Annotated in this window: 11 protein-coding genes; 3 read left to right on the top strand and 8 right to left on the bottom strand. The window is 71.3% G+C overall.

Annotated features, from left to right (window positions below; all coding sequences use genetic code 11):
• Positions 1-35: 35 nt before the first annotated feature.
• Together IF28_RS0130535 and IF28_RS0130530 are read right to left on the bottom strand one after the other, a co-directional pair.
• Entirely contained in the window at positions 36-1,136 is a 1,101-nt protein-coding gene (locus IF28_RS0130535) for an SPFH domain-containing protein (protein ID WP_030227008.1), read from the bottom strand.
• 28 nt (positions 1,137-1,164) lie between these two features.
• Positions 1,165-1,602 (bottom strand): NfeD family protein, encoded by a 438-nt coding sequence (locus tag IF28_RS0130530; protein ID WP_030227007.1) that lies wholly within the window; start codon positions 1,600-1,602, stop codon positions 1,165-1,167.
• Between the two features lie 283 nt (positions 1,603-1,885).
• Here IF28_RS0130530 and IF28_RS0130525 point away from each other — a divergent pair, with 283 nt between their 5' ends.
• The gene (locus IF28_RS0130525) at positions 1,886-2,800 is read left to right on the top strand and encodes a DUF4394 domain-containing protein (protein WP_030227006.1); all 915 of its coding nucleotides are present in this window, start codon (positions 1,886-1,888) and stop codon (positions 2,798-2,800) included.
• A 60-nt stretch (positions 2,801-2,860) separates the two neighbouring features.
• Here the strand turns inward: IF28_RS0130525 and IF28_RS0130520 are convergent, their stop codons facing one another.
• A complete protein-coding gene (locus IF28_RS0130520; RefSeq protein ID WP_063829359.1) occupies positions 2,861-5,944 on the bottom strand; it encodes an AfsR/SARP family transcriptional regulator in 3,084 nt (1,027 codons plus the stop codon).
• Between the two features lie 186 nt (positions 5,945-6,130).
• Here IF28_RS0130520 and IF28_RS0130515 point away from each other — a divergent pair, with 186 nt between their 5' ends.
• Complete coding sequence (locus IF28_RS0130515; RefSeq protein ID WP_051713939.1) at positions 6,131-6,607, top strand: hypothetical protein; 477 nt, start codon at positions 6,131-6,133, stop codon at positions 6,605-6,607.
• Positions 6,608-6,710: 103 nt separating this feature from the next.
• On the opposite strand, the gene IF28_RS0130510 is transcribed toward IF28_RS0130515, so the two are convergent.
• Complete coding sequence (locus tag IF28_RS0130510) at positions 6,711-7,307, bottom strand: TetR/AcrR family transcriptional regulator (protein ID WP_030227000.1); 597 nt, start codon at positions 7,305-7,307, stop codon at positions 6,711-6,713.
• Positions 7,308-7,370: 63 nt separating this feature from the next.
• Here IF28_RS0130510 and IF28_RS0130505 point away from each other — a divergent pair, with 63 nt between their 5' ends.
• Positions 7,371-8,258, top strand: coding sequence for an SDR family oxidoreductase (locus tag IF28_RS0130505; RefSeq protein ID WP_234325383.1), 888 nt, complete (start codon positions 7,371-7,373; stop codon positions 8,256-8,258).
• Between the two features lie 36 nt (positions 8,259-8,294).
• Here the strand turns inward: IF28_RS0130505 and IF28_RS0130500 are convergent, their stop codons facing one another.
• The 4 genes from IF28_RS0130500 to IF28_RS0130485 all read right to left on the bottom strand — a co-directional run bounded on the left by IF28_RS0130500 (position 8,295) and on the right by IF28_RS0130485 (position 12,466).
• Positions 8,295-8,924: a class I SAM-dependent methyltransferase gene (locus IF28_RS0130500; RefSeq protein ID WP_030226997.1), complete on the bottom strand. Its 630-nt coding sequence runs from the start codon at positions 8,922-8,924 to the stop codon at positions 8,295-8,297.
• Positions 8,925-8,995: 71 nt separating this feature from the next.
• On the bottom strand, positions 8,996-10,198 hold the full coding sequence (gene aztD / locus IF28_RS0130495) for a zinc metallochaperone AztD (RefSeq protein ID WP_030226996.1): 1,203 nt from the start codon (positions 10,196-10,198) through the stop codon (positions 8,996-8,998).
• Positions 10,199-10,286: 88 nt separating this feature from the next.
• The gene (aztC, locus tag IF28_RS0130490) at positions 10,287-11,237 is read right to left on the bottom strand and encodes a zinc ABC transporter substrate-binding protein AztC (protein ID WP_030226995.1); all 951 of its coding nucleotides are present in this window, start codon (positions 11,235-11,237) and stop codon (positions 10,287-10,289) included.
• Positions 11,234-12,466, bottom strand: coding sequence for a hypothetical protein (locus tag IF28_RS0130485; RefSeq protein ID WP_030226992.1), 1,233 nt, complete (start codon positions 12,464-12,466; stop codon positions 11,234-11,236). The genes aztC and IF28_RS0130485 overlap by 4 nt, the downstream gene beginning before the upstream one ends.
• Positions 12,467-12,469: the final 3 nt, after the last annotated feature.

Genomic DNA, 12,469 nt, shown 5'->3' with positions numbered 1-12,469 from the left:
GCCGCATACCTGTCCCGTTCACCTCCGAGCGGGACTCACCCGCCTCCCGCCGCCCCCCGGCGCGGAGTCTGGGGCGACTTCGCAGCCTCCGCCTCCGCCTTGGCGTCACTCACCGCGGCCGCGGCCTGCTTCCCGGCCTCGTCGGCCGCCGCGGCGGCGTCGGACGCGGCCGTCCAGCCGACGGCGAGCTCCGGAGCCCGGCCCTCCTCCGGCGTGTCGCCGGCACCGCCCGCTTCTTCGGGGCGCGCGGGTGTGTGGGGGGCCGCCGAATCGTCGCCGAACGCACGGGTCACGGTCCGCACCGCCTCGGTCAGCTCCCCCGGGATCACCCAGAAGGTGTTGTTGTCGCTGCTCGCCAGGTGCGGCAGGGTCTCCAGGTACTTGTAGGCCAGGACCTTCGGGTCGGCGTTATTGCGATGGACGGCCTGGAAGACGAGCTCCACCGCCTTCGCCTCGCCGTCCGCCCGCAGGATCATGGCTTGCTGTGCTCCCTGGGCCTCCAGGATGTCCTTCTGCTTCGTGCCCTCCGCTGTGAGGATCTTGGCCTGCCGCTCCCCTTCGGCATGCAGGATGGCCGCACGCTTGTCACGCTCGGCCCGCATCTGCTTCTCCATCGCCTCCTTGATGGTGTGCGGGGGGTCGATGGCCTTGATCTCCACGCGGTTGACCCGGATGCCCCACTTGCCGGTGGCGTCGTCGAGGACGGCGCGCAGCCGGGAGTTGATCTCCTCACGCGAGGTGAGCGTCTCCTCCAGATCCATGCTGCCGATCACGTTCCGGAGCGTGGTCACCGTGAGCTGGTCGATCGCCTGCAGGTAATCGGCGACCTCGTAGGCCGCCGCCCGCGGGTCGGTGATCTGGTAGTAGAGCACGGTGTCGATGTTCACCACGAGGTTGTCCTCGGTGATCACCGGCCTGGGGTCGGACGAGTAGACCTGCTCGCGTACGTCGAGTTTGGTGTTGATGCGGTCCGCCACCGGGACGACCAGGTTCAGGCCGGGTTGCAGTGTCCGGCGGTACCGGCCGAACCGCTCGATGTTGTAGCGGCGCGCCTGCGGGACGATCCGCACGGTGGAGGCCACGAGGAAGACGACGACGATGACCGCCACCAGGGCGAGGACGACAACCGGGTCCACAGTGCCTCCATTGCTGTGTGTTCACCACTCAGGGAAGGAGCTCGCGGGGGTAGACGATGGCCGTGGCGCCTTCGATCTCCATGACGTCCACCAGCGCACCCACCGGGATCACGAGGCTTTCGTCGAAGGCCCGGGCCGACCACTCCTCGCCGGACAGCTTGATCAGGCCCCGCGTCGCGGTCACCTCCCGCACGACCTCGGCCCGCTTGCCGATCAGCGCGTCGGTGCCCTCGTAGGTGAGGGGCTGCTGTTCCATGTGCCGCAGCGCGAAGGGACGAACGATGACGAGACCCGCCGCGGCCGCTGCGCCGAGGGCCAGGAGCTGGCCGAGAAGACCGATGCCCACTCCCGCGACCACGGCGGCGACCAACGCGGCACCGGCCAGCAATCCGAACACCAGTGTCAGGGTGAAGAACTCCGCGGCACCCAGTGCCGCAGCCGCGAACAGCCAGACGAACCACGGCATCGGATCGCCCTCCTTCAGGGGCTTTCTCCCACCAAGCTACCGCCCGGAACTCCGGACAGGACAGCCACGCGACAGCAGTCGTTCCTGATCGTCGGGTCACGGCCCCGCAGGGTGACGACAGTGCTCGCCATCGGTGCGAAGGCGCTCGCGCGGGCCCGTCCAATCACCGTCCAGTGGATGTCCAGTGCCCGCTCGTAGGTTGTGCCCGCCGGCCAACGGTTCGGCCCAGCGGCACGTTGCCGCGCTTCCCGCACCACGCCATGTCCAACGGGAGGAAGCACCGATGAGCACAGGGATCAGGAAGAAGCTCGCCGCGGCCGTGACGGTCGCGTGCACCACGGCACTGGTCGCGGTCACCGCGCCGGGCAGCAGTACGGCTCAGGCCCAGGTCGCGTCGCTGCGGGCGTTCGCGATCACGAGCGACGGCACACGGATGGCCACCTTCACCACCGACAGACCCGACATCCTCGACTGGGTGCGGGTCGTCAAGGGACTCGTCGGCGACACCGCCCTGGTCGGGATCGACTTCCGCGTCCAGAACGGCCTCATGTACGGCGTCGGCAATCAGGGCGGCATCTACACCATCCAGACGCCGCCCCAGACCGTGGACGTCGTGGTCACGAAGGTCTCCCAGCTCACGATTCCGCTCTACGGGACGAACTTCGGGGTCGACTTCAACCCGGCCGCCAACCGGCTGCGGGTGATCAGCGACAACGGCCAGAACCTTCGCCACAACATCGACGACAAGACCGCGGGCGCCTCCCCCGCCGCCGGCCACACCGCCGAGGACTCCGTCCTGTCCACGCCCGGCGTCGAGAACGTCTCCCGAGGGGTGACCGCCGCCGCCTACACCAACAACGACCTGAACGGGGAGACGGCGACCACCCTGTTCGATCTGAACACGACCACGGACCAGGTCGTGATCCAGTCACCGGCCAACAACGGCACGCTGGCCCCGACCGGCAAGCTCGGCGTGGACGCCGGCGCCAACGCGGGCTTCGACATCTACAGCGACCTGGTCAACGGCAAGACCGTCTCGGCCACGGGCTTCGCCGCCGTCACGCCCCCCAACAGCACCCTGACGACGTTCTACACCGTCGACGTGCTGACGGGCACCGCGACGGCCGTCGCCACCGACGATCCGCGGTTCCCGCTGCCCATCGGCGACGTGGCCGTCGCCCTCGACACCAGTCCCTGAGACGGTCGGGGCGGGACGGTCCGGTGAGCCCGTCCCCCGCTGTCGGGCGGGCTCACCGGGCTACCCGGCCGGTTCGGACACGGGACGAGGCCGTTGCCCCGGTGACGTCGGCGCGGCGGCTCCGGCTCCGGGTTCCAGGGTGTGCCGGGTGCGGTCGACTCCGCCGCGGGCGCGGGTCAGTTGGTCGTGTTCCCCGGTGCCGGCCGCGACCGTCACGGCGGTGGAGTAGTGGGCGAGAGCCTCGTCGTGGCGACCGCCGGCGTACAGCGCCTCGGCGAGCCCGTTCAGCGCGGATGCCTCGCCGTAGTGCTCCCCGTTCTCCCGGAACAGGTCGAGGGCACGCCGATGGTGTTCGATCGCGGCCTCGAACGCGCCCTGCCGCAGCAGGACGTCGCCGAGGCCGGACAGCGCGTACGCCTCGCCGCCGGGGTGGCCGAGTTCCCTGAAGAGGGCGAGGGCCTGTTGCTGACAGCGGGCAGCCTCGTCGCACCGGCCCAGTTCCAGACACGCGTTGCCCAGGTGACAGAGGGTGCGGGCACGACCGATCCGGTCGCCGGTGAGTTCGTGCAGGACGAGGGCCTGTCGTTGGTCGTCGGCCGCCTGCCCCCGCAGGCCCAGCCGCAGCCGGACGTTGCCGAGGTTGGTCAGCGTCCGCGCCTGCCCCACCCGGTCCGCGGTCTCCCGGTACAGGGTGAGCGCCTGCTGATGGCAGCGGACGGCTTCATGGAAGTGGCCCTGGCGCCAGTGGACGTTGCCCAGGTTGGACAGGGCCCTGGCCTGCCCCGCACGGTCGTCCGTGCTCACATGCAGCTCCAGGGCACGTGACAGGTGTTCCCTGGCGGCAGCGGCGTCGGCCATCCGCCAGTGCACGCAGCCGAGGTTGGTCAGTGCGTGGGCCTGTCCCTTCGCGTCACCGGCTCGTTCCGCGGCGCGCAGGGCATGGTGGTGGATCTCCAGCGCCTGGGTGTGATGACCCGCGTCGAGGTACCTGAAGAGCACGGCGGCCAACTGGACGGCGTGCCGCCCTCCGCCGCGGTCCGCGGCGATCGCGCAGACCGCGGCGAGAGCGGGGCGTTCGGCGTCCAGCCAGGCTCGTGCCGCGACCGGGTCGCCCGCGATGGGTGAGGCGCCCATGACGGGCTCGACCGCGGGCCTGTGATGTCCTTCGGCCGGGTACAGGGCGTCCATGGCGGCCGCGGCCGTACCGAGATAGTGGTCGAAGAGCCGGGACAGGGCCGCCTGCCGGTCGTTGTCGGAATCGTGCGTGCGGGTGAGGCGGTAGCCATAGGCACGCAGCAGGTCGTGCGTGCTGTACCGACCGGGGCCCACGGGCTGGAGGAGGTGGGCGCGGGCCAGCACGGTCAGCGCCCTGGCCGAATGGGCCGGCCCGTCCGGGCGGGCGGCACGCCGGCCGTCCGGCGCGTGGTCCGGCCGCCCGTCCGGCTCGCGGGGCGGTTCGCCGATGAGGGCGGCGGCGGCGTGAGCGTCGATCTCCGGTCCTGGGTGCAGACTGATCAACCGGAAGGCACGGGCGGCCTCGGCGGGCAGACGCCGGTACGACCAGGAGAACACGGACTGCAGCGCGGCACGCGGGTCGCCACCCGCGTCCAGGTGGTCGAGTCTCTGCTGCTCGTCGGCCAGTTCCGCTGCCAGGTCCGCCAACGGCAACGCCGGGCGGGCCACCGCGAGTTCGGCGGCGATCCGCAGGGCCAGCGGAAGCCCCACACACTGCTCGGCCAACAGCGCGGCCGGCCCCGGCTCTGTGGTGACCCGGTCGCCGATGAGCGTACGAAGCAGGTCCAGCGCTTCCGTCCGCGCGAGAGCGGACAGCCCGACGCGGCGGGCACCGTGCAGGGCAACCAGGCCGGCCAGACTGTCCCGGCTCGTGACCAGCACGGCGCAGGACGGTGAGCCGGGAAGCAGGGGCCGTACCTGCTCCTCGGACAACGCGTTGTCCAGCACCACCAGCATCCGCCGCTCGGCCATCTCGGTCCGGTAGCGGCTCGTGCGTTCGTCGACGTCGAGCGGAATCGCGTCACCGGGGATCCCGAGATCCGTGAGGAACCGGGTCAGGGCGTCGCCCGGTGTCATCGGGAGGTCGGGATCGTATCCACGGAGGTTGACGTGGAGCTGCCCGTCCGGGAACCGGCCACGCGCCCGGTGCGCCCAGTGGACGGCCAGCGCGGTCTTGCCGACGCCGGCGGTGCCGGAGACCACCGTGACGGCCATCGCGGTGGAGTTCTCCTCCGCCGTGTCCAGCAGACGGTCGAGCACACCCAGTTCGGCTTCCCGGCCGGCGAAGTCGGGGACATCGGCGGGCAACTGCGCCGGTGAGCGGGCCGGTGGCCGCGCGGGGTACGCGGCTTGATGCCCAGGGTCCGGACCCGCCGCTCGTCTCCGCCCGGAGGCGGGAGGCTCCGGACGGCTGTACAGCACGGCGGAGAGCGCCTGGGACAGGGCGGCCCCGGGATCGACTCCGAGTTCGTCGGCCAGCCGACGGCGGCTGCGCCGATAGACGGCGACCGCCTGGTCACGTCGGCCGACGGACTCGTACGCACGGATGAGCCGGGCCTGGGCGTCCTCGTCCAGGGGGTGCGCGGCCGCCGCCTCCTGGAGGATGTGCAGCGCCTCGGCACTTCTTCCCGCCGCGATCATGGCATCCCCGTACTGCGCCACCACACCGCCACGCTCCCCCGTCAGCGCGACGACCACGGGGTGGGAGGCGAGGAACGGCAGATCGACGAGCGGCGGTTGGCGCCACACGTCGAGCGCTTCGGCCAGCAGGGCATTGGCCCGCCCCTCATCGCCATCACGCCGCGCCGCGTCCGCCGCGTCGACCAGAGCACGGAAGCGCGACAGATCGACGACGTCATCGGGGACCCGCAGCGCATAGCCGTCGCCGACACGGGGCAGCACGATGCTGGGCGCTCTGGGCGGCCGCCCGGGTTCAAGCAACCTTCGCAGGTGCTTGATGTGAGTCTGGACGACGTTCGGCGCGCTCGCCGGTGGCCGCTCTCCCCACAAGGCCTCCGCCAGGCCGGCGAACGGCAGTTGCCGGCCGCGGGACGCGGTCAGGAGCGCCAGTACGGCGCGACGCTGGGGGGAGCCCAGGGCCAGCCGTGCGCCGTCCCTCCAGACGGACACCGGCCCAAGTACCTGAATGCGCATCGGCCCCCCGCTTGACGGGTTCACGAAATCCCCACGGCTCCCCCTCTCTATCGCCGTCCTCACCATGTCCGGAAGTCATAATCCGGCCCAGAACCGGGTCGGCGGTCGGAGCTGTTCCGGCTTCGGCCGAACCGACGAGGTTCTCGCCGCCGGCGTGGGACGATGACGGCCATGTCGGGTCAGGTCTGGGTCGCACTCATATCGCTGGGCGGCGTCGTCCTCGGCGGGTCGTTGTCCTATCTCGTGCAGCACAGGACCCAGCTCTCGGCGGAACGCGCCGAACAGCGACGGCAGCAGATCGCCGTGTCCGAGGCTCGGCGGGCGGAACGGCTGACGTTGCTGGAGCGGTTCATCGAAGTGGGCGCCGAGGCCGAACGCTCCGCCCTCAGCCGGCCCTCCGGGTGGGACGACACACACGACTGGTTCCTCATGACCCAGGACGTCATGAACAGGCTGTGGGTCGCGGAACGGCTCATCCGCCTCCAGTTCCCCCTGGCCGTGCACGACGCGGCGCGCGCGTACTTCCTCGACCTCAACCGAACGGTGTGGGAAGGGCTGCCGGACGGCGAGAGCGTACGGGACTACCTGGAGGACAACCGGCTCGCGTTCCTGGACGCGGCCCGCGAGGTCATGAGCTGACTTCCGCTCCCGGGGCGTGCGGACGGGATCGGCGGGGCGCACAGACCCCGACCGTCGTGGGCCGGCGAACAGGTAGGCCGCCAGGACGACTTGGTGACCCGCGTCAGCGTAGCCGGGCGAACGCCAGCCCGGCGTCGGCCACGGCCTCGGGATGGACGTCGTGTGCGGTGCGGCCGTCGGCGATCCTCTGCCAGTTGGTGCGGGCGAGCACCCGCTGGACCGCGAGCACCTGGGCGGCCAGCAGGCGTGCCCGGATGCCTTCGCCCAGGGCGTCGGCCAGCGCCTCCTCGTCCTCGAGCCGGTAGCGCGTGAGCCGTCCCGCCAGGCTCGGGGTGGTGAAGACCAGCCGGTGGAAGGCCACCACCTCGGGGTGATCGTTGAGGCCGGTGACGGGGTCGTACCGGTCGAGGCCGGCGCGGAAGTGACGATGCAGGGCATCCAGCGGCTCGGCGCCGGACTCTCGATGACGCACGACGCGTGCGGCTTCCCCCTGGTGGTCGGCGAACCGGTGCAGCACCAGGTCTTCCTTGGTGGGGAAGTACCGGAAGAGGGTCGGCTTGGAGACCTCGGCGGCCGCGGCGACGTCGTTGACCGAGACGCGGTCGAAGCCGTGCTCCAGAAACAGCGAGACGGCCGCGGCGCCGATGGCGTCCCGCGTCCGTTCCCGCTTGCGGGCCCGCAGCCCCGTCGGCTCGTTCATCCGACCAGGGTAACATTCGTTACCGAGTTGCTTTTTTAACCGAGTAACGTTTCTATGGGCGGCATGACACAGACAGACATTCCTCCCGTGCTCGTGACCGGGGCGACAGGCCGGATCGGCCGCCTCGTCGTCGGCCGGCTCCTCGACGAGGGCGTGCCGGTGCGCGCCCTCACCCGCCGCTCCGAGGCGACGGCGGCCCTGCCGCCGGAGGTCGAGGTGTTCAGCGGTGACCTCACCGTGCCCGAGTCGCTCGACCCGGCCCTGCGGGGCGCGGGTGCGGTCTTCCTCGTCTGGACCGCACCTCCCCGGACCGCAGCGGCGGTCGTCGAGCGGCTGGCAGCACACGTACGGCGGGTCGTCCTCCTCTCCTCCCCGCACAGGACGCCGCACCCCTTCTTCCAGCAGCCCAATCCCGTGGCCGTGCTGCACGCCGGCATCGAGCGGCTCATCGCGGCCACCGGACTCCGGTCGACGATCATCCGGCCGGGGATGCTCGCGTCGAACTCGCAGGCCTGGTGGGCGCCCGCGATCCGGACCGGTGAGGTCGTCCGGTGGCCCTACGGCGCCGCCGAGTCGGCGCCGGTCGACGACCGCGACGTCGCAGCCGTCGCGGCGCGGGCACTGAGCCAGGACGGTCACGCCGGAGGCGACTACGTCCTCACGGGTCCCGCATCACTCACCCAGGCCGCGCAGGTGGCCGTCATCGCGGACGCCCTGGGGATCCGGATCGCTTTCGAGGAGATGACGCCGGACGAGTTCCGGAATGTGTCGCGGGGCACGGCGCCGGGACCGGTCGTCGACATGCTGCTCACCGCGTGGAGCGCGGCGGTCGGACAGCCCGCGTACCTCACCGGTTCGGTGGCCGACATCCTGGGGACGGCGCCCCGGACGTTTCGTCAGTGGGTCGCCGACCACGCCACCGCGTTCACGGAGGGTTCCGCGGGCACGTGACCTCGTCGGCCCCCCAAAGGGGCGCCCGCAGGGGCCTCAGGGGCGGCGGGCGAGCAAGTGGGCGTCGAGGAAGCCCCGTTCGGAGGCGGGGTCGTGCAGCAGCCGGGCGAACGTGACGAGGCCGGCCCCGGCCAGCAGTTCGGCGAACCGGTCCGCCGGCCAGCTGTAGGCGGGTGTCACCTTGTGGTCGAAGGGGATCGGTTCCGGTCCGTCGGTCGCGAAGAACGAGACCAGAAGCAGGCCCCCGGGCGCCAGGACGCGCACCTGCTCGGCGAGCAACGCGGGCACTTCTCCGGGTGGGGTGTGGATCATCGAGTAGTGGGCCAGCACTCCGCCGAGCGTGCCGTCCTCGAGCGGCAGGGACTCCATCGTCGCCTCATCGAAGCGCAGCTTTGGACAGGCCCGCCTGGCGTGGTCGACCATGCCCGGGGAAAGGTCGAAACCGCGGGCGTCCAGGCCGAGTTCGTTCAGCATGGCCGTCAGATGCCCGGGCCCGCATCCGACGTCGGCCGCCCGCGGATTGCCCGTCTCGCGCACGAGTTCGGCAAACGTGCGGATCATGTTCCGTGAGAACGGGTGGGTCTCCAGCCGATCGGCGAACAGCGACGCGTAGAGCTCGACGACGCCGTCGTAGGCAGCCTTGGTCTCATCCTGGTGTTCCGCCACGGGAGGAAGCTAGCACCCGTGCGCAACGCCCGCCGGCAAAGGGTCGGCGGGCGTTGCGGCAGAGAGGCCGGTCAGTGGCCGGCCACCGTGCCGGACAGTTCGTTGGTGCTCTTCGGCAGGGTCACGGACGTCAGCTTCTTGCCCGACTCCAGGTCGAAGGCGTGCAGTTGGCGCTTGCCCGGGTCGGAGACGTACGCCGTGTGGTCACGGACGAACAGGGTGGGCCGGGGCTGCTGCCAGTCCAGGGGCTCCGTCCACGCACCGACCGCCTCGATCCGCTTCTCCACCTTCCCGGTCTCCGGGTCGATGCTGTGGAGTACGCCGTCGGTGCCGAGCACGAGTGCCTCGCCGTGCGGGCCGCGGGCGAGCGAGCGGAAGGAGTAACTGGTGCCGAGGTCGACCAGCTTCATCGTGGCGGAGCGGGTGTCGATCAGCGATATGCGGGTGGGCCGTTCCAGTTCCGCCTCGGGGTCGGTCTTGTAGTCGCCCAGGAGGATCGGGGAGGCGTCGCTGCCCGCCTGGTTGCCGGTGCGTGCGTAGTCGTCGGGGGCGTCGACCTTGGTGAACTCGCCGTCCCTGTAGAGCAGTACGCCGTCCTCGCAGCCGAGAGCGACCACCTCGTCCTTGGCGGCGGCCTCGCCGTGCACTCCCGGGCAGTTCTCGGCGCGTGCGATCTCCTTGCCGTCCTTGTCGAGGACGAGGGCGCCGCTGCGCTTCTCCTCGGTGCCCAGGGTGCTGACCAGTTCGCCGTTGGTCAGCTCGATGGCGACTCCGTGGTGGGGCTCGGCGGAGGTGTAGGTACGTGCCCGCGGCCGGCCGGAGCCGCCGAGGTCCGCGGGGTCGAAGACGTTCACCTCCCCGGTGCCGTCGGTGAACAGGGCCGTCCTGCCCCCGTGCCGTACGACGTGACCGGGCTTGGAACCCTTGAACTCGGTCTCCGTGAAGGTCTGGCGGGCGGCGTCGAGGACGCGGAAGCCGGTGTCGGTGGAGATGACGACGTGGTCCTGGTCGCCCGCCGGGTTGACCCGGTTGAAGCCGGGCAGCTCGATGGTCCTCGCCAGTTCCAGGGTCTCGCCGTCAAGAACGTACAGTCCCCCGTCGTAGGAGGCGACCAGCGGGTCGGCGACCGTGGCTGTCCCGCGGTTCCCGGTCGGCTTCGGCTCGGCGCCGGTCGAGGCGTCGTCGGTGCCGCCGCCGCAGGCGGTCAGTGCCATCGATGCCGCCACGGCGAGGGCCGTGCCCATGACCATTCGGGCACGCGTGGGCTTGTTCATGGTGTGTTTCCTCTCCGGCCCCGGTCAGGGCGGGTCAGGGGGTGGAGCGGTCGGCGTTCGGTCCGCCGGGCCGCGGGGGTGTGTTCGTTCAGTCGCCGGTGAGGCCCTCGGCCATGGCCGTGGTGTTGGCGCGCATCATGTCCAGGTAGGTGCCGGCGCCCTGGCCCTTCTCGGTCAGGGATTCGGAGTACAGGGCGACGACGTCCACGTCACCGCCCATCTCCTGGCGCAGGACCTCCGCCAGCCGGGTGGGCTGGGAGGAGTCGACGAATACGGTGCGTACGCCGGCCTCCTCCATGGCCTGCGTGAGGGAGCGCAGGTCGGAGGAGCTCGGGGAGGCGAGTGTCGTGCCGCTGGGAACGACCGCGCCGATCACGCGGAGGCCGAAGCGGTCGGCGAGGTATCCGAAGACGTGGTGGTTGGTCACCAGGGCGCGCCGGTCCTCGGGGACGGCGGCGAACGTCTTCTCCATCCAGGCGGTGAGGTCGCCGAGTTGTCCGTCGTAGCGGGCCGCGTTGTCCCGGACCGTCTTCTCGTCCACGCCCTCGACGTGCTCGACGATCCGGTCGGCGAGGAGGCCCGCGGCCTTGCGCACACGGTCGGGATCGGTCCAGAAGTGCGGGTCGGGCTCTCCGTCCACGTCGGCGGCGCCCGTGTGGAAGCTGAGGGGGTCGGCCGCCTCACCGGCCGCGAAGGTGGCCACGCCCGCCGCGCGGGCCGCCTCCACATGCCGCAGTACGTTCTCCTCCAGGCCCAGGCCGTTGTGGACGACCAGGTCGGCGTTCTCCAGCTCGGCGGCCTGCACGGCCGACAGGCCGAAGGAGTGCGGGTCGGCGTTGGGCTTCATCAGGACGCTGACGCCCGCCTCGTCGCCGGCGATCTCGCGGGTGATGTCACCGAGGATGTTGGTCGTCACCACGATCCGGGGCCGGTCGTCGCCGCCGCCCGTGCAGCCGGTCGCCGTGGCGGCGAGAACGAGGAAGGCGACCAGGGTCAGCAACAGGGCGCGCACTCGCGCGGCCCTCGCGCGCATGCTCATCGGCCCGTCTCCACCATGAGGGACGGCCGGACGTCCAGATCGAACGTGCGGGCGACGCGGAGGCCGTCGTTGTAGTCGATCTCGTACACGCGCCTGCCCGACGGGTCGTTGAGGTAGGCCCGGCTCCGGTCGATCTCGATCACCGGTGCCGTTGTGCCGCCGGTCACCGCCTTCGGGACGTCCTTCAGCAGGGCATCGGTGACGGCGGTCTCCCTGCCGCTGGACATGTCGTAGCCGTGCAGGGCTCCGTCGTCCTCCAGGACGACCAGCGGTGCTCCCTCGCCCGCGGTGTTCGCGGCGATCACCTGGCCGGTCTCCACCCTGGTCCAGGCGTGTCGGGTCACGTCCAGGACCCAGACGGCGTTCTTCCCCGCGGGGGCGGTGAGGGCGGTGCTGCCCGGACGGTGGCGGAACCCCGTCGCCCGCTCCTCTTCCGGCACGTCCTCGCCGTACGGGATCTTCTCGGCGGTGAACCCGCCGTCGTCCTCGTGGACGAGCAGGGCGCCGTCGGCGCAACCGAGGACGACTCCCCGCCGGGTGACCGCGTCGCCCCGCGGGTCCTCGCACTCGGACGCCGGGGAGGCGACGCGCTTGCCCGACCGGTCGAGCACGACGACCCGCGCGGGACCGTCGCCGTCGCGTGTCAGGGCGATCAGGTGTTCCGCGTACGGGACCACGGCCCCGGCGTAGCTGCCGGGAAGCCGGACGGGTGTGCCCGTCGCTGAGTCGGAGCGGGGGTGCACACCCGCTCTTCCGCGGGTGTCCGTCACCACGGTCACGCCCGCGTCGCTGCGGACGCTCGTGCCGGTGCCGCCGGGGAGTTCGCCGGTCTCCTGGATCTTCGCGCGGTAGTAGTGCACGTGGTCTCCGTGGTCGACCGTCCACGCGCCGCTGTCGAGGACGTGGATGCCGTCGGTGCCGTGGAAGTAGCCGTAGCGGCCGTCCGTGGTGAGTCCGGTGACCCCTGCTCTGCGTGCTGTCTCGTGGACCTTGCCGGTGACGAGGTCCAGTACCCGGGTCTCGCCGGTGGCGCGGTCGCCGAGGATGAGCCGGGACTGCTGCTCGGCCGCCTCGGTGGCGCCGTCGACATGGCCGTGGGGGGTGGGGGAAGCACCCTTTGATCCGGTCCCGGGTCCGGGCTCGTCGTCGTGGGCGGCGCAGCTCGCGGTCAGCAGAACAGCGGAGAGGAGTACCGGTGTCAGGGAGGTGACGTGTTTTCGGACGAACAAGGG

Origin of the sequence: Streptomyces sp. NRRL WC-3626 (genome assembly GCF_000718785.1) — a bacterium.
GTDB lineage: Bacteria > Actinomycetota > Actinomycetes > Streptomycetales > Streptomycetaceae > Streptomyces > Streptomyces edwardsiae.
Note: the sequence above shows the minus strand (reverse complement) of the source record. Positions and strands in the feature narration are given on the sequence as shown.